Origin of the sequence: Flavimarina sp. Hel_I_48 (assembly GCF_000733945.1) — a bacterium.
Taxonomy (GTDB): domain Bacteria; phylum Bacteroidota; class Bacteroidia; order Flavobacteriales; family Flavobacteriaceae; genus Leeuwenhoekiella.
Genome location: NZ_JPOL01000002.1, coordinates 3,422,735 through 3,439,494 on the forward strand (window position 1 = coordinate 3,422,735; position 16,760 = coordinate 3,439,494).

18 protein-coding genes are annotated in these 16,760 nt (G+C 37.1%); 2 read left to right on the top strand and 16 right to left on the bottom strand.

What is annotated here, in order from left to right; translation table 11 throughout:
* Positions 1 to 7: 7 nt before the first annotated feature.
* From P162_RS14760 to P162_RS14810, 11 genes are all read right to left on the bottom strand, one after another.
* Positions 8 to 754, bottom strand: a complete 747-nt coding sequence (locus P162_RS14760) for a hypothetical protein (RefSeq protein WP_008615570.1) — start codon at positions 752 to 754, stop codon at positions 8 to 10.
* Complete coding sequence (locus P162_RS14765; RefSeq protein WP_241077787.1) at positions 744 to 3,656, bottom strand: Eco57I restriction-modification methylase domain-containing protein; 2,913 nt, start codon at positions 3,654 to 3,656, stop codon at positions 744 to 746. The genes P162_RS14760 and P162_RS14765 overlap by 11 nt, the downstream gene beginning before the upstream one ends.
* A 305-nt stretch (positions 3,657 to 3,961) precedes the next feature.
* Entirely contained in the window at positions 3,962 to 4,327 is a 366-nt protein-coding gene (locus P162_RS14770) for a hypothetical protein (protein ID WP_008615577.1), read from the bottom strand.
* A gap of 7 nt (positions 4,328 to 4,334) precedes the next feature.
* On the bottom strand, positions 4,335 to 5,168 hold the full coding sequence (locus P162_RS14775) for a DUF4138 domain-containing protein (RefSeq protein WP_031428449.1): 834 nt from the start codon (positions 5,166 to 5,168) through the stop codon (positions 4,335 to 4,337).
* A 30-nt stretch (positions 5,169 to 5,198) separates the two neighbouring features.
* Positions 5,199 to 6,128, bottom strand: a complete 930-nt coding sequence (gene traM / locus P162_RS14780) for a conjugative transposon protein TraM (RefSeq protein WP_031428450.1) — start codon at positions 6,126 to 6,128, stop codon at positions 5,199 to 5,201.
* Positions 6,118 to 6,732: a conjugal transfer protein TraK gene (locus tag P162_RS14785; RefSeq protein ID WP_031428452.1), complete on the bottom strand. Its 615-nt coding sequence runs from the start codon at positions 6,730 to 6,732 to the stop codon at positions 6,118 to 6,120. Before P162_RS14785 ends, traM begins: the two co-directional genes overlap by 11 nt.
* Before the next feature lie 11 nt (positions 6,733 to 6,743).
* On the bottom strand, positions 6,744 to 7,586 hold the full coding sequence (locus tag P162_RS14790) for a hypothetical protein (RefSeq protein ID WP_031428453.1): 843 nt from the start codon (positions 7,584 to 7,586) through the stop codon (positions 6,744 to 6,746).
* Between the two features lie 2 nt (positions 7,587 to 7,588).
* Complete coding sequence (locus P162_RS14795; RefSeq protein WP_031428454.1) at positions 7,589 to 8,158, bottom strand: hypothetical protein; 570 nt, start codon at positions 8,156 to 8,158, stop codon at positions 7,589 to 7,591.
* A gap of 4 nt (positions 8,159 to 8,162) precedes the next feature.
* On the bottom strand, positions 8,163 to 10,565 hold the full coding sequence (locus P162_RS14800) for a TraG family conjugative transposon ATPase (protein ID WP_031428456.1): 2,403 nt from the start codon (positions 10,563 to 10,565) through the stop codon (positions 8,163 to 8,165).
* The gene (locus tag P162_RS14805; protein WP_081868439.1) at positions 10,552 to 10,836 is read right to left on the bottom strand and encodes a hypothetical protein; all 285 of its coding nucleotides are present in this window, start codon (positions 10,834 to 10,836) and stop codon (positions 10,552 to 10,554) included. The genes P162_RS14800 and P162_RS14805 overlap by 14 nt, the downstream gene beginning before the upstream one ends.
* A 36-nt stretch (positions 10,837 to 10,872) precedes the next feature.
* Positions 10,873 to 11,160 carry a hypothetical protein gene (locus P162_RS14810; protein ID WP_031428457.1) on the bottom strand — a complete coding sequence of 96 codons (288 nt, stop codon included), beginning with the start codon at positions 11,158 to 11,160 and terminating at the stop codon, positions 10,873 to 10,875.
* A gap of 189 nt (positions 11,161 to 11,349) precedes the next feature.
* On the opposite strand from P162_RS14810, the gene P162_RS14815 reads away from it, so the two are divergent.
* Both P162_RS14815 and P162_RS14820 read left to right on the top strand, forming a co-directional pair.
* Positions 11,350 to 11,997, top strand: a complete 648-nt coding sequence (locus P162_RS14815; RefSeq protein WP_031428458.1) for an N-acetylmuramoyl-L-alanine amidase — start codon at positions 11,350 to 11,352, stop codon at positions 11,995 to 11,997.
* A gap of 143 nt (positions 11,998 to 12,140) precedes the next feature.
* Complete coding sequence (locus tag P162_RS14820; protein ID WP_031428460.1) at positions 12,141 to 12,797, top strand: class I SAM-dependent methyltransferase; 657 nt, start codon at positions 12,141 to 12,143, stop codon at positions 12,795 to 12,797.
* Positions 12,798 to 12,834: 37 nt separating this feature from the next.
* On the opposite strand, the gene P162_RS14825 is transcribed toward P162_RS14820, so the two are convergent.
* The 5 genes from P162_RS14825 to P162_RS14845 all read right to left on the bottom strand — a co-directional run bounded on the left by P162_RS14825 (position 12,835) and on the right by P162_RS14845 (position 16,758).
* The gene (locus tag P162_RS14825) at positions 12,835 to 13,497 is read right to left on the bottom strand and encodes an ATPase (protein WP_031428461.1); all 663 of its coding nucleotides are present in this window, start codon (positions 13,495 to 13,497) and stop codon (positions 12,835 to 12,837) included.
* Positions 13,481 to 14,233: a hypothetical protein gene (locus P162_RS14830; RefSeq protein ID WP_031428463.1), complete on the bottom strand. Its 753-nt coding sequence runs from the start codon at positions 14,231 to 14,233 to the stop codon at positions 13,481 to 13,483. Before P162_RS14830 ends, P162_RS14825 begins: the two co-directional genes overlap by 17 nt.
* Before the next feature lie 3 nt (positions 14,234 to 14,236).
* Positions 14,237 to 14,521 (bottom strand): helix-turn-helix domain-containing protein, encoded by a 285-nt coding sequence (locus tag P162_RS14835; RefSeq protein ID WP_031428464.1) that lies wholly within the window; start codon positions 14,519 to 14,521, stop codon positions 14,237 to 14,239.
* 296 nt (positions 14,522 to 14,817) lie between these two features.
* Positions 14,818 to 15,657 carry an RteC domain-containing protein gene (locus P162_RS14840; RefSeq protein ID WP_031428466.1) on the bottom strand — a complete coding sequence of 280 codons (840 nt, stop codon included), beginning with the start codon at positions 15,655 to 15,657 and terminating at the stop codon, positions 14,818 to 14,820.
* Positions 15,658 to 15,834: 177 nt separating this feature from the next.
* Complete coding sequence (locus P162_RS14845) at positions 15,835 to 16,758, bottom strand: helix-turn-helix domain-containing protein (protein ID WP_031428468.1); 924 nt, start codon at positions 16,756 to 16,758, stop codon at positions 15,835 to 15,837.
* Positions 16,759 to 16,760: the final 2 nt, after the last annotated feature.

A 16,760-nucleotide genomic window follows, 5' to 3' on the forward strand; every position in this document is an offset into this window, starting at 1 on the left:
CATAAATTTAACTCATTACTATTTTAGTATAATCCAATAATAAATGATATACCAAAAATGATTCATTTCTTCCAAAATTTTTAGTGTGGATAGAACTGTATGTAGCTTTAAAAGTACTATGGAAATTCTGAAATTTCAGATATTGAAGCGTGTGTATCTCTGAATCTTCACTTAATATAGTATTGGCTTTTTTCGCTACAACTGTATGATCTAGCTTTATATTCTCGATAAACGCGATTTGCCCCTCAAAAGGTAACCTCAAATTTGTATGATTTCGATTGGTTACTTTTTTTATATCCCCAATATAAGCTTTGGTGTCAGATAATATTTTTATGCGTTTGCATTCTATAGCAAAATAAACCTGATTATTTTGAGACATCCATTCATCTTGAAGCCCCAACCTATCAACATAAATATCTATTTTGTCAGGTTTTTGCTTAGAATCAATTAGATCAATATACCTTTCCTGAGTCTCAGCACTAAAGTGAATTTCTTCTAATTCAGTGACCTTTTCTTTAAAAAGATGTTTGTTGACGTTGAGATAATTATCTATTAAATCAAATTTTAGAAAATCCTCGAAGGTCAGTGTACTATTCTGAGCGACCGTACTGATAGAATAAGGGGCTACTGTTTTATCCTTGACACAAATTTCATAGCATTCGCATACGTAAGAAATTATCTGCGTTATTCTTTTGTTGGTAATAGAAAAAGTATCTTTTCTATGCTGTATGAATTGGGAGGCATCAGAAATCATTAATCTCACTACTTAAGCTGTTCAACTCTGCCTGCTCAATTGTATTTCTGAATTCCGCAACATCATACCAAGCAAGGGCACGATGCCAACATTTATATTCATTTGGTTTAATGATATAAAATGAATTAGTTTCGAAGCCTTTAATATCTTTTTGAATGAAAAGGTTTTTTGAAGGGTCCTTTGTATTGGTAATCTGAGAAATACTAAGATTACTCGCCAACCTTCTAAGCACTTCTTTTTCGTTATTTTTATCTTGCGGATAAATAATTTTATCTTTGGGTTCTTTGCTCAAAAACACAAAATTCATTGCAATAAAGTGGTCTAAAGGATAAATTTCAATTTGGATAAATTCAGCATTATAAAGATCGCCCATCTCTTTCAGGTAAACTTCTGCATATTTTTTTAGAACAAGATCTCTATTTCTATAATGCTCAGGGTTAAGTTGTGTAAAATCTATTACTAAATATTGTTTGCTTTCTTGAAATTGGTATCTCGAAACATTTAAAGCATAATCTATCAAATCTTTTTCATACTCTTTAATCTCATATACTTCATTGATTAGTTTATTTATTTGAGAAAATACAGAATCGTCAAACTCAGGTTCGCCTAAATTAAATTCTGAGTAATGCTTTTTGAATGGATTCAGGAATTTATTCACCAAATTAATGAGATCATTTTTTAAACCCTTACCTGGTTCCCTATACGGTATTTTTAAAAACTCATCCACAAAACGAATAGCAGGTCTAGTTCCAACGCCCCAGGCACTAGCAATCAAAAACATATAATAGGTGGCCATTTCTGAAATAAGTAACCCATACAGAGGTTTAATAATCTCTTCATTAAGTGAAGAGATTGCAAAAGTTCCTTTTCGAAATACAGAATCTGAATCACAATAAGATATAACTGGTTTGTTCCAATTCTTACTTTGCTCTTTTAATAGAATTTTTTTTCCTTTAAAAATATCTATTTCTCTTCCACGTGCAAGATTGACGTCTGACTCTTCTAATGTGTTGGCCTTATCAACTTGGGTATAATATTCATTTATTTCGCTATTTTCAACTATTGGCATTCCAATCATATTAGGAAAAGGTTTTGCATCTTTTCCCCTCGAAATGCCGGCACCTCCATATAAAGTATCCCCATCGACCAAGTCTGATATTTTGAAAGCATTTTGTGACTCTAATCTTTTAATAAGGCCAAAATCTAAAATATTTCCATATAGCGCTACTTTAAACATCCAATCATTTTCAAGAAAATGTCTCTGAGAGATTTTCTTGTTATCATACTTCTCAATGACTAGCATTTTAAAATATTTTAAAAATGAATTAACCTTTATGCTTAAATGTTCGACAACATTTTCCAGATAATTTTTGTTATTAGCTAGGCGATAAAAAGCTATAGAAGTTGGGCTCTCTTGCTGCTCAAAAAGAGTTTGTTTTACGGGTGAAAGATCTAAAAATTTATCTAGGCAGAAAGATGTCAGGAATTTATGTTTAAATTCCCTTGTAGTGGTTGAAACATTATAGAAAATTGTACTGGTTACTATTAAAGCTGCCACAGTATCCGGTTGCATAAAATCTTGCGAACGTAATAAAAAAGATTGTGCAATTTCTAATTTGCCCGTAATCTTTCTATTATGAATTTTAGTAGAATTGATCCATTTTAAATGCTTAAGGGATTTATCCTTTTTCCAAGGAGGATTTCCTAATATGAAATTCGGTTTTTGCTTTTTGACTACTTCATTAAATTGATGGTCTAAGTCGAAACAATCTGCTTCAAATAGGTTTTCTCCCAAGAAGTTTGGGAAAGGGTATTTTTCGATATCCTTTGGACTTTGATAATCCAAAAGAGCAATATATATAGAGAAGCAGGTTACTTTTAAAGCTTCTGGATTAATATCGATTCCGTAAAGATTTTCTTTGGCAATGTTTCGAATGCGTTTGCTAAAATCCTTATTATTCTTTTTTCCTTTTAGGTCGATTTCTTTTTCAATCATCTTTCTCAAAGACTGAACTAAAAAAATACCGGAACCTACAGCTACTTCGAATATTTTACAAGAAGAAGAAGTGCTATTCGCTAAATATTTATCGACCGTATCATTTAAAACATATTCTACTAAAAAAGGAGGCGTATATACCGCTGCGTCCAATTTCCTTTTTTCTTCATCAATTAATGATTCGTAAATACCAGAGATTACTTCTACAGGAATAATTGAGAAATCAAAAATATGAAAATAATACCCCTCGAATATTGCGCCCTGTTCTTGTATTTCCCCTTTAAAAACATCCGCTAGGAATTGAGACTGTTTTGAAGTTAATTTAATATTGACTTCCTTGAATAAAACACCATTGAAATTTTTATTGAGCCTGCTGAATAAGTTATCCAGTTTAGTTGGTTCCTGTATTATTCTACTAAAACTAAGTCTTTTCTCGTCTAAGGAATTACCTCTTATTTCTTCATCATCGATTTTAACCCCTCTATCAATTAAATAACGAATAAAAATTAATCGGAGAATTAAAGAGTTCGCTTCATTTTCGGTAAGTCCATTAGGTTCATCAATTAAAATTTGCCTAACCGATCTTATATTTTGAAATAGACGCTCATTTACTCTTTTTCTATATTTGTTCTTTTTTGTAGTTTCTAAATATTCTTGTTGTAGCCATTTCCACGTAGATCCGCTTTGAAGATTCCAAAAAGAAAACCTCTCCTGTCTTTCCTCTGGACTCAAGGGGATTTCTTCAAGACTCTTTTCTTTTTTATGGTAATTCAAGGCATTATAAACCTTTACATCTTGTTTTTTAATTACAAAAATTACCGGTGAGTTATCGAAAGACCATACCTGTTTATGAATTTCTAACTCCCGATTTGATCGATCATTTTCATCGAGATAAAAAAATAGCAATAAGGGCTGCTGATTAAAAACATAATACGCATCAGGATTAATAATGTCTATTTTTTGTTTTACTTCTGGAGTAAATCCATTGAAAGGAATACCAAGTGCCTTATCCCTAAAATAGACCGCGTGGTGTTCGATTAGCCCTAATTGATTTAATATGTTTTTTAAAGGTGCGATTAGAAATTGAATTTTGTCTTTGCAAAAATAGAAGATTTAACAGACCACCCATAACATAAATTACTTTTGTTTTACCATTGACGAAAAAATTAACGACCAATTTAAAAAGGAGAAGGTCTATACTATTTCTTTCCTTAAAACGGCCCTTTCTCTCTTGGCCCTTGCTGCGTAACCTTCCATTGACCATCTACCTTTAGAAGCTTGAACAATTCAGGATTTTCCTCATAAGAGGTTGTAAACCTTACCCAAGCGGTCTTATCATCGGCAGTTTCTTCCAGCATTTTAAAATTGGAATCCCCTGATTTTCCTGCTGCCATTAAATCCTGTATCGATTTTAGACCTTCATAGCCTTCGGGGGTGGTATGTTTTTTTAGGGTGGTATTATCTTCATTGTAGAAACTTTCCACCACGATTTTTGAAGTTTCGCTCGGCGAAAGGTCTTGTTTCCCTGCACAGGACAGAAAAAATACTACTAACGAAAAAATGGCTATTCTTTTCATAATGATATTAATTTGAGTTATTGATAAATCTATGCGATATTTTTAATTTTAAGTGCCTTTCCCCGTTCTTTTCGTTGATCTCTAAAACCGCCCTGCGGTCATTGCTTATCGAAAATTTTGGCAGCACGTAAACCAATTTTACGGTTTCATTTTCAACTACTTTGGTCGGCAGATTATATTTAAAAATAGGCTCTTGATAAAGAAGTTGTAAAGATTTCTTTTTACCTTTTTGTCTCGTTTCAACCGAGAACTTCAAGAAGTTCAGATCGTAATCCAAGGTAGATTTATTTTCAATCTGGATTACGAAGTAAAGCTCTTCCTTATCAAAAACAATGTTTTCAACACTTAAAACAATGCCCTCGTTCCGTTTTTTTATCCGGCCAATCCGTTGCTTTCGATCAATTAGATAGGAACAGAATTTTCTGTAATAATAGACCTCGTTTCCCAACTCTTTCTTGGACACATCTACTTTTGCCGAATCAGCAACATTGGGCTTTTCATTACCGATGCTTTTAGACTTCGGTATAAAATAGTTCAGCTTAGTAAGCTGCTCTTTATACCTTACAATATACGAAAAAACTGAGCCATTTCTGTTGACCAACCAGAAGATTACTTTCCTTCCCGGCTTTGCCTGAAGCAGTCCAAAGAATTGTTCTTTCTCGCGATTATAGGTGAAGACAAAATTATCAGAACCCGTGATCCCTTGGCGGATGGGTTCTGGGAAGAATAAGGCAACGTTCTTTTGGTCATTGGCATATATTGTATCGATTGTAATAGACGTTTGGGCTTTAGTGATTGCAGTAATACTTAGAAATATTGAGATAAAAAGAAGATTTTTCATAAGAGTGAGTTTTAAATGCCCATTATGGGCTCATAATTTAGGTTTTAGGATTAATCTGTAATTGTTGAGCACGGTAACCTTTACGTTGCGGTGATTGCGCTGAAATATCTTTTTGAAACCGCTCACTTGTGGTACACCCGCAATGTTTATGTCATCCACCATATCGCCTACAACTTCGTTGGTTACCTCTGCACGAAAGTTGTTTTCCACATAGATGCCTTCACTTCCGTCCTGTAGGTCAAAGGCTTTCAACATTGTGGGTTGATGTTGAATGTTCTCGATTTCAATCAACACCCGATTGGGCTGAAAACTGATAAAACCGTAGATTGGAGTGTTTTTTGGAATCCGTTTGTTATTAACGGTAGCGGCTTTGGTCAGGCGCATCCGCAAGCGCGAATTTGCCTTGACCACTTGGTCGCCATCCACGACCGCATATATTACTGCATCCGTTGTGCCGGAAACGGAAATATCACTTTCCTTTGGATCAGAGGCAAAGAACAACTGGTGTTCCAGCCCCATTTCCTTTGCAGCAATTTTTTGTTCGGCCTTTATTGCTGCTGAATCAACTACTTTTGCGACCTTGGTAACAGCTTTTTTAACGCCAATATTCCGATAGCTTTTTTCGGAATACTTGATTTTCCCTGCGGAGTAGATGCTATCCACTATGCGTTCCTTTTCCCGTTCGGGTAAATCGGCATCGTAAAAGCCCAGGGAATCGATCAACTTTTCGTCGTAGATGCTCGGTGCATTGGTTTCACGCACTTCCTTCAAATCATTGATGGCATCCAGTTTGGAATCGTATTCCTTCTGATCCTCTTCCAGTTTAGGTACAGATGTTTCTATAAGGTTCTCGTTCCCGCTTTCGTCATCGCCCATCACCATCACGGAATAGGAAATCAGAAATAGGAATATCACGGCCAAGACTGCTGCAAAGACTATTTTGTTCTTTTCAATTTTCATCGTTCAGTTTTTTAAGGGATTTCTCGAAATAGTTCGTAATCAACAACCCGTGCGGATTATTGGGGAAATTGCGATTCACGGCAATCAGGTTTCCGGTGGAAATCAGCTCATAGGTATCGATTATTGAACCTCTGTTGATTTCAAAAATGGTAATCGTCCTGAAATTATAAGTCCCATTATTTTCTTCGATTTGGGAATCAATGCTGACCACCTTTTGGACTAATGAATATTGCAATAACCGATTATAGACACCATCGGCCTTCTTTTGGCGATAGAGGTTGTCAACGGAACTGTTCCCCAGCCAAAGTGCCTTTTCCAAGTTCTTTTCGTAATTGCTTGCATCGATGTTGTAGAAATAATTGTGAAAGAGCTCCAAATGAGCCAAGGCTTCCACTTTAAAGTTTTCCTTTTGGGTAACGAGTTTCAATGGGATGATACTTCCATCGGTATTGATGGCAAAAGCATTGTTTAAGGCTTTTTTATTGATGTTGAATACCATCCAAACGGCAAAGAAACTGGACAAAACGGAGCAAATGACAACGGCCAAGACGATGAACCGATTAATTCTAAGGACTGCGTAAATATTTTTATAAGGTGTTTTCATTTGAATGGGTTTTAGGCAGTAAATAATTTTAGGGTAAATGAGGTCGCGCGTCGGTACAGTTTGAATTTTAGAAAGACGATAAATCCTACCGAACCAAGCTGTACGACCGGGGCAAAAAAGCCGCTACCAACGTCAGTTCCAAATAAGTTCGTCCAGAAATTGGTGTTTATCTCGGTATAAAGTGCATTGACGAATACATTGACCAAAAAGAACGCAGGTACCAACATATAAACAGCAGCGTACAATTTGAAAAAGTTATAGGCGAGCGAACGGAACTTTTCAAAAACGGCAAGGCTTATGACCAATGGGAAGAATGCCTGCATTATTCCCAACAAGAAGAAACGTTCCGCAAGGAATAAGGGATAAATGGACAAATCGAGAATCCATAATATTGTACTCACGACGAAAGCAAATATCTTAAAACCGAAAAGTGGTGTTACCAAAGCTTCATAAAGCAAAGACATTGCGGCCTGGGCTGCTTTTATAATATTTACCTCTTCCTCAATGGGAATATCCTGCATCTGCAAGGGCAACAAAGCCGGAGCAGTTCCCCGATATTGTCCTTCGATGGCCACCAGAATACCGTCAAAAAAGCCCAATACCTGTGTTGAAAAAATGACCAAAAGCACGACCGCAAAATTTTTGATCAGTTCCCCCGGGCTCAACCCCCAAGTATAACCGCCCTGATCCGCAACGCCCTCATTATATTTTTTGAGGATGTTGATCAGAAAGAACAGTACGGCAAGTGTTTTCATTCCCGCAATGGTATATTGCGAGAAGCTGCTGTTCTGTATGGTCTGGAAAACGGTATCAACGTATTCCAAGCCTATCCCTAAAATGATTGCCGCGGTCATAATTAATATCCTGTTTCCCTATTATTGATTTTATCCTGCATCTTGCGGAAAGAAATTATATCTCGGTATCGTTTAGTTTTCAATGTGATTTCCGAAACCATATTTTTCGATTCTTCTTCCTTTTCTTTCAGGATATCCGCACGGTCGGCATCACTCATTTTTAGGTAATCGCTGGAAAGAATCTGGTCGATAAAGTCCATTGTGTCCAAGGAATTTTCTACAATGGCACTAAACGATTCCGATACCCTTGCCACTTCATCGGGTTTGATGTAAGGACTGTCAAGAATGTCACTTAAATCATTTTGCATCACTAGGATGAGGCGCTGATTGTTCCGTCCAATTTCTCTAACCGCTTTTAACTGCTTGACCACATCGTTGACCTTTTCAATGTTTTCTTTTTGTGTTTTTAAGAATTTGACGGTCTTGATAATGTTTGCGGTCTGCTTCCCAGATTCTATTAGTTGTTTTACCAAGCTGATAAAATTGGTGTTGTCATAAGTGGGCATTCCTTGGGCTTTCATATTAAAGCTGAACAAGATTGCCATTGCGAGTATTACAAGTTTAGTTTTCATCATATTATTTTTTAGAAGTGAATTCAATGATTGCTTTTTTCATATCGTGATGCTCTTCGTAGAGTTTCATTATTTCCTGGTTTTCCTGTCCATCAGTTAGATAAGCGGCATATACTTCCTTCGGAACTTCGAGCCGGAAAATGTTGCTTTCCTTTCCAATCTTGATGAACATTTCGGTGTATTTGCGTGGTCCAGAAAGGTTGTTTTTGATGGATTTTAACTGGTTCAGGTCGTGGCTGGATAGATTGAGCCTTTTGACCAATTCCGCATAGCCTTTCTCGTTGTTCAGACTGTAAATGACCTGCGTGTTTTCCAGTATGCTTGCCGATGTAGAGTTGTTGGGAAGCTGATTGATGGATTGCAGGATAATCCCAATGGCACCGTTCTGTTTTCGGATGGCCTGATAATAGAATTCCACACTTTCCAGTACGTTTTCAAATTTCAACTGCTTGGCAAACTCATCGAACAGGATAATCCCCTTTTCCGCACGGTTCTTCCAAATGGTTCGTTGGATGGCGGACTTAATCAGCTTCAACATTACGGACAGGATTTCCTTATTGTCCTTTACTTCGTCCAGCTCAAAAACGATCAAACGTTTATCCTCGATTTTATAAGTCTGGTCTTCGCTGACTTCAAAGAGGAAGCTATATAGACCATCGCCAACATACTCCGACATTACGTGCAAAAAACTCGTAACATTGAAGTAGTCAGGATGGATTTTGAGCTGACCTAAAAGGTCTTTTTGGTTGCGCTCGATGAAATGGTAAAAACCATCCAAGGAGTGGTTTTCTGAAATGCTATCATAATAATGGCGCAGTATTTTTTTGACCGAGACGGATTGCGCCTTGGTCACTTTCAGATCCGAGGCAAAGAGTTCAAACAGGAAGACCGATAAATCTTCGAGCCGTTCTGGTGTCAGATCATTTGTATCGCTGATGTAAAATGGGTTGATGCCCAGATTCTTTCCGCTCTCGTATCTGAGCACGGTGTATTTTTCAGGATAGAGTTTGGCAAACTTGGTATAAGAACCGCCCAGATCGATAATGACAAGGCGAACGCCACTTTCAAAATATTGACGCAGAATGTTATTTGCCAAGAACGATTTCCCTTCACCGGTGGGTGCGAAAATGGCAAAGTTCCTTGCCTTGATGCGTTTCTTGCGCTCATCCCAGACATCCTTTAGAACGGGGATATTATGCTCACGGTCATTGAAGATAATACCGGTATCATCAGATTTGTAATTGGTGTTATTGATGAACAGGCAAAGTGCGTGTTTCAGATCCGTCACGTACAGATCATTATTCGAGAAATTGGAAGAAAAGCAGCAGTAGCTGTTGAGGATATAATTCTTCCGTTCCTCGCCCCTTGGATAATAAGGGATAATGTCCAATTCCTTAAATTCGGTTTTGATTTTAGAGCCGATTCTACTTAGGTTCTTTGGATTCTTGTCCCAGTAAACAATATTTAAGTGGCCACGGATAATCCGGGCATTATCATCGGCATTGATCTGATCAAGGATATGCTGGATTTTCCCGAGCACCACTTTGTTCTGCGAACCAAAGTTGGAGCTTTTGTTCAGTTCCTCTACTTTCTTGTCGAGCAGCTTGCGCCACTTTTGTTTATCGTCCAGATATAGGATCTGGTTAACAATGTGGTTTTCGTTAAGCGTAAGCCCCAGCCCATCAATAAACCCTTGATGAAATACAAAATCGTCAGAAGTGAATTTCTCATTGGTCTTGCTGCTCTGTACACTTTCGCCAAAGCACAGTTCGCTGTTGATGGCCAGGGCATCAAAATAATTTTCGCCTATATTGACGTTTTTCTTTTCAAGTAAAATATCCGTATCAAAACCTTCATTGAAGCCATTAAAGTACCCATTGGTCAGTTGCTCAATCCCTTTCGCTTCAAGCGAAAGAAATTCCATTTTACGGCTATTGTTGATAAAGGAAACCGAATCACTTACCGAGCCGATAAAGCGTTGCACGGTATCATCAAGTTCCCGGATAATGCTCTTGGAAACCTTTCGGAAGGGGTTGACATATTTGGGACTGTTAAGTGCTTTGTTCTTGGTCAAAATAAAGAACAGGAAGCAGCGGTGCTCCATATATTCGCGCCCTTTAAAATGGTCGTGGGTCGCTTTTTCCAAAAAGGTTTTGTTTGCAAGCTGTTCAGAGGTATAACTCTTTTTAAGATAAACATCTTGTTTATGAACCACGGTGCCTATGGGCAACGACTTCAAAGCTTGAAACCAAGCCCCGTGCATATCTTCAAAATCCTTTTCGGAGAGAGAGTAAATTTCAGGCAGGTTTCCTTCGTAGCACAAGACCACATTGCCATTGTTAGCAAGGATGATATTGTCCTGAATATCCGCGATGGGCCGGTATGCCGAAAGGTTAATCTTGTTCATAGTCGATGCCGGAGTTTCTTTTGTTACTGATGATTTTTGGGAAGGCTTTTACCATTTGGAAAAGCTGTGGATTGTTTGTTATCCGGGTCAAAGCGATATACAAAGCTGAATTGATAACCAATACGCCAATGATGATCCCGAAGCTGAACGAGAAGATGATGACCAATAGCGAAGCGAGAATAGAAACCATCATTATGGCAAACAGGGAAATAGGCAACCCAAAAATGACTGCCCGTTTCCTGATGTTTTTATAGATCTCGAATTTCTTCATAAAGCTCTTCTATTAAAGCCCTCGATGAGGGTTCATTTATACTACGATTCCGATTAGGTAAGTAAAGATTCCAACCACAGCTCCCGCTATTAGCACAAATACGAGAACACGGGTAATCCCTTTTTTGAGATCGGCGTTTTCCCCGAAGAAATGTCCCGCGTTGAACAGGAAGCCAATCAGGAATATTACACCAAGGATTATTGGAAAAATTGTCCTAATTGTGTTAGAAACGTCATCGACTGAATCTTCGATCCCGCCGATTTGTGCAAAAAGCGATGTTGAGAGCAACGAAAGAAAAGTTGCCAAGTAGATTGATTTTTTCATAACGGAACAGTTTAAGTTTTTGATTCGTTTTCGTTAAGGGAAAAGTACATATATTTGTATTCAAATACTTGAAAATCAAATATTTGTGAATAAAATATTATTTGATACTAATTGAATTCCGTTGCCATTATTTGACATCAAATTCTATGGATTTTGGAAGGTAGATTGTTGATAACCCAAAGATTGAAAATGAAAAAAGTGCTCAAAAACGTCAGTTTTGTCTTTTTGCTCCTAAAAATGTGCTTCATTTTTGGGCAAGAAACTGCCATCCAAAAAAGAATAATTATTGACGTTGGTCACGGTGGAAAAGATTCCGGGACAATCGGTATAAATGGCTTACAGGAAAAGGATGTCGTACTGGACATCGCTCTGGAAATTTTAAGGCTTAACAAAAAGTCAGAAATACCGTTGGATATTTATTTAACCCGGTATAACGATACGCTTATTGCCCTATCGGATCGAACTAAATTGGCCGATGCCTTAGATGCGGATGTATTTATTTCCTTGCATTGCAATCATTCAGATAATGCTAACGCAAGAGGAATTGAAGTTTATGTGGCTAATACTAAATCTCAATTTTCAGACCTTTCAACTTTGCTTGCTTATCTGTTGCAGGCTTATTTTAAAAAAGAATTGGGTTTTGAGAGTAGGGGGGTAAAGTTTGCAAATTTTCAGGTGCTACGGGAAAGTGTTGATTACCGCCCTGCTGTTTTAGTAGAAGTTGGATTTCTTACCAACGAAGATGAAGGGTTCTATTTTTTGCAGCCTTCTAAAGTCAAGGCCGTGGCGATGGCTATTTTAAAAGGAATCTATAACTACTCAAATAAACGATTATGAAAGACTTATTCATCGAAACAATTAAAAGCATCCGAGAAGTATTGAAAGTTTTTTTGTCAGAAGTTCTAAGGCAGATTTATGAACTAAAAAATAAGAAATGAGTATTTTTATACATCAAGTTCATCACCAGGTAAAAAAGCGTAATGGAAACTCAAATGTACGGAACAAAGGAAGAACAGGAAAACGCTATTCGTTACTACGATAAGCTTTCCGTCATTTACGATTACATCTCAAATTGGTATTATAAAAAAGCCAGGAACTATGCCATCAAAGAGCTTCAACTCAAAAATGGACAGACCGTATTAAACGTGCCCTGCGGAACAGGGGTCAACTTCAAATATTTCAACGAATATTTGAACAACTCAGGACTAATCATCGGCATTGACCTGTCGAGTGGAATGCTTGATAAGGCCAAACAAAAAATAGAAAAAAACGGTTGGAAGAATATCGAAACGGAATTAAACGATGCTACTAAAATTGACCGAAATTGGCTTGATTATCGAAACGAACAAATTACTGTTGACGCTGTTTTTTGTGACCTTGGCTTGTCAGGGCTGCCCAAATGGCGAAACATAATCGACAATATGATTTCAATTTTAAAACCAAACGGCAGAATTGTTATTCTGGACTGGTATCTTGAAAAACCAAGTTTGAAGGGCGATTTTGTAAAATGGATCGGGAAAGGCGAAGTGGATAGACCAATCTATCAATATTTAGAGACCAAAGTTTCCAATTTTAAAGTGGATGATAGTTTTAATTATGGAGGTGTATTTGTTGCTTCTGGTAGTAAACCTGAATAAGTAGCGCAAGTTTTATTAAAAGACACTAAGTTTAATTTCACTTCCTTTTATCCCCAGCCCCCTCATCAAAAGCGATCAGATTAAACAGTTCCCGCATCCGGCTACGGACACGGTTTCCATAGCGTTCTTCCAGTTCCTCAGCATTTAGGTTCGTGGTCGCGTGGGTTTTGATTTTATGTTTTGTCTGAAGGTAAAGCTCGTATCGCGATAAAAGGACTTCGCCCATCACATTCAGATCCTTGCCGTAAAACCTTCCGGCCGGTTCTACGCCCAGGTCGTCAAAACAGAAAAATTTTGTATTTCCATAATCCTCGATGGTCTTAAAACCAAGATGATTAAAACTGAATGCCACGTTGCGACAGGGGATCATTTCATACGGGCGTTGCAACGGCACTAAATGCCGTAAAAGTTTCATTAGGGTGGTTTTTCCGCATCCAACGGGCCCAGAAAGTAAAATACCTTTGTCAATATCGATCTCATATTTTTGGCAGTTTTCCTTGTCCTTGATGAAGTAAGAACAGAGTTTTAGCAAAATATCCTTATCCTCATCGTAAATTTTAAATTTCTTTCCAAAAAGCAGCTTTCCCTTGGCATTCAGGTAAATCAGGATTTTCGGGAAATCGTAAAGCACGCATTTCCCGTCAAATTTGCCCAGCGAATATTCCACGCCGCCTTCGGTTATTTTAGAGGGGTTGTCCATAATCCTTGGTTTTAGTGGTTTTGAGGTTGTCCCGTATTTGGGATGCTCCTTTTTTGTTTTGTGTGTTTTCTTCGGTAAACAATTCGGTTCTATCCATCCAATTTTTGGCTAATGCCTGCCAATCCCTAATTGTTTTTCCATCGCTTGTTTTCCAATCGTTGGCTTCATAATGCGCAAAGAATTTTTTTCCTTCATCAGCATTAAAATCTTTTTCAATAAAAAAATCTAAAACGGCCTGCCTGCCCTTTGGTTGTTTAGTAATATTTACTTGTTTGGTATTGTTTATATTAGATACCAATGCTTGTCCACTCACGGGACGGTTCTGGTACAAAGCTTGTCCGTTGGTGGGACGGTGCTGGTACACTACCGGTTCACGTATGGGACGGTACCGTTCCGCAAGCTGTTCTAATTCGGGATTGTACCGTCCCATATCTGGTTCATCACTTGTCCCAATAATGGCCATCTTGATCTTACTCCCTTTGTATGGATTATTGGATGGGAAATAGGATAGGTAGTTCCACGAATCTAGGTCTGTTACGCATCGATGATAAGTTGATTTAGAACCGATTTTGGCCACGCGCATCAATTCGCGACGGTTCACAAAAAACTCATCGGCAAAGCGGCTGCTGTTCCACTCCTGGAACAGAGCCATATATAGACTAATGTGCGTTGGGTTCAAGCGGTCATCAAAGAAAAATTTTTCAAAAGCCGCATTGAGTAGCTTTATATAATTCATCGCCTAAGAATTTAATCCGTGCTGCACACGGTTTGCGGTCATCACGTTCTGGATTTCTTCGGCATCGTAGTAAATGATACCGCCCACTTTCGTGTAGGGCAACGTGCCATTGACGCGAAGATTTTGAAGTGTTCCCGGACTTACCTGAAGCAGTTCCATCACTTCTGAAGATTTCAGGTATTTTTTGAGTTTGCCGGTCGCTTGTCGGGATAGGAGCTTTTTAATGTCGTCGAGCAATTCCATTTTGAATTCCCGAAGATCGTCTGTGGTAATGATACTTGTTGGCATAATAGAACGGTTTTAAATGAAAAGGGCTATCGCCTCAGTCTAAACTAATTTGATAGCCCCTCGCAGGATTTGACTTTCGTTCTACAAATTTGAGTATGTTTAATGGGTTTTATTCCCCATTAAGACCGTAGTACGGTCAAAATTTAACATTTTGAAGGTTGATTGATTATGGTGGCCTTTGAGGCTTGTTTGAGGAAGACGATAGATTAAAAGATGCCAAATTAAATGGAGAATCTTAAAAAGCAGGATTTCGGTAGGTCAACCGTAGTACGGTCTTTTTTTAACAGTTTTTAGAATTATTCTTCACTCTTGTTCATCTCAGTAATTAGGCAGGTACTTAGGGAGTCCAAAAACAATGTTCTGCTGTGTTTTCTATTTTTTATATCCTGATAGGTATTATAGATTTTTCCGGTAGGTTTAAAATCAAAAATTTCTTGAAGCTTATTGGAGAGTTTGATGATACTCAGATCATTTTGATTTGTAATTCCGGCAAAACTTAAAGCATAAACTAGCTCCACCCAATCGGTATTGGTAAATGGCCAATGGATTTTTTCTGTAGTATTCGATTTTACAGTTTTCCCATTTAGATTATTTTTAAGCTTAAATAATCGCTCATCCAAATAGACAACCAATAAATTGTATGCTTTGAATTTACCTAAAAGCATATCCCTTGGGGTGCAAAATTCGGGATCCTGAAAGTAGAATTTTGAAGTGGTTATATGATAGGTATCCAAATAATCACGGGTGTAATATTCCTTATCAAAATGGGTAGCTTTGGAATTGACATACTGCCCGAAATCAATATTATACAGAAAGAAACGGTTAAGCTTGCCAATTTTCTTTTTCAGGAATTTAAGTTGGGCTTTTTTATCGGCTTTTGGAAATTGAATTTCTAATGAATGGATTTCTGAGAAATAAATGAGCTGGACCAGCGGGATTTGTTTTATGTTCTTAAAGAAGTCTATCTCTTGTTCTAGGGAACCAAATTCATTTGCAATGATTTCCTTTTTGAACAAACTAAGGAGATTACGGCATACTTCAATAGAACGAAAAGCCCTATTCAAAATATCATTGTTTTTAAGCTTAATTTCGTTCAGTCCTTCCAGTAGTATTTCTGCTTGTAACTGTAAATCCATCACCAATCATTTTACAGATCATTTTTTAAAAGTTTAAGTGAATTCATTTAAAGATAAATTCAAAACAATAAAATACAAGTGAATTATAGCGTATTTGACTACGCAAAAACCGTATTTTCCTACGGGAATCTATTAAACCTGAGTATTTATAGGGAAATAATAGGATACCATCCTAACTTATTTTTTGAATTTTCTACGAAAGCGTGATAAGAATTGTCGCCTATTTTTTACCCCTGTTTTCTTGAAGATATTGGATGCGTGCTTAGATACCGTGCTTTCGGCAATATATAAATCTTTAGAAATTTCTTTATAAGTCTGATTACTTAAAATTGATAAAGCGACTTCAATTTCCCGTTTGGTTAAGTTTTCATAAACCATACTGTCCTTTGCAGGATATTCGTTTTGTTTTTTGTTCCAATCAAAAATTTTGTGCATTTTATTCTTATTCTCAAGTAGGTAAAGATACCGGTCTATTTCAATGGCGGTAATGGCGTAAAAAGCCAAGTTCATTACAGTAAAAGTTAACCATTGGTAGTCACCAATTACTGTTAAAATGGGTAGTAATGCGATACAACTTACGCTTAGGATTGAAAATTTATTTCGCTTTAGAAAAAAGTGATTGGGATTTTCGAGGTTTGATATTCTTATATAAAAGAACCAAAGAAATACAAAAGCAATTATAGATATTGGTATGGTAAACAGAAATCTAGCCCAATTCAAAGAATGCGTTAAAAAGTAAGGGATTAAGAACAATATAATAAAACTACTAATTGCAAGAATTGCTAAATTTTGGATTGAGAAATGTAGCTTGATAACCACAATATCATATTCTTTATATAGATAATATACTATGTAGATACAAAGGGCTATTGCAATACCATAAGTAATCACATACTGGATTATAAATGGGCCTGGAAAGTTTTCAATGGGTAAAAATCCACCTGTGGTATTATAGGCTATAAAAAGTAAGCCAAGTTTTAAAAACCTAAAATGATTGCTCCTAATTCTTTTAAAGGAATGGTGGTAATATGCAAGCGATACAATGAAAGTATCTATTATAAGGTAGAAAAAAGTTGTCCAATGTATCGGTGTGCCAAACATTT